The organism is Streptomyces hydrogenans (genome assembly GCF_014656075.1).
GTDB classification, from domain to species: Bacteria; Actinomycetota; Actinomycetes; order Streptomycetales; family Streptomycetaceae; genus Streptomyces; species Streptomyces hydrogenans.
Genome location: NZ_BNBS01000326.1, coordinates 1 through 548, shown reverse-complemented (window position 1 = coordinate 548; position 548 = coordinate 1). Strand labels below are relative to the sequence as shown.

Annotated in this window: 1 protein-coding gene; it reads right to left on the bottom strand. The window is 65.9% G+C overall.

What is annotated here, in order from left to right:
* The coding region (locus IE321_RS41695) for an IS630 family transposase (protein ID WP_190226807.1) at window positions 1-548 on the bottom strand (548 nt) is incomplete at both ends.

Sequence of the window (548 nt, the reverse complement as noted above, 5' to 3'; positions counted from 1 at the left end):
GAGGATCTCGTCGGCGGTCTTCGTCCATACGAACGGTCTGGGGTGTTCGTTCCAGTCGGCGAGCCAGGCTCGGATGTCGTGTTCGAGGGCCTGGACGGAGCGGTGGACGCCACGCTTGAGCTTCTTCTGGGTCAGCTCGGCGAACCACCGCTCCACCAGGTTCAGCCAGGACGCGCTGGTCGGCGTGAAGTGCAGGTGGAACCGCGGATGGGCCAGCAGCCACTTCTTGATGTCGGGCGTCTTGTGCGTCGCGTAGTTGTCCAGGATCAGATGAACCTGCAGATCAGCCGGGACCTCCTTGTCCAGTTTCGTGAGGAACTTCTTGAACTCCGCCGCCCGGTGGCGGCGGTGGAGGGATCCGATGACCTTGCCGGTGGCGACCTCGAGAGCGGCGAAGAGGGTGGTGGTGCCGGCCCGGACGTAGTCGTGGCTGCGGCGTTCGGGAACCCCGGGCATCATCGGCAGGACCGGCTGGGACCGGTCCAGGGCCTGGATCTGCGACTTCTCGTCCACGCAGAGGACGAGGGCCTTCTCCGGCGGGTCGAGGT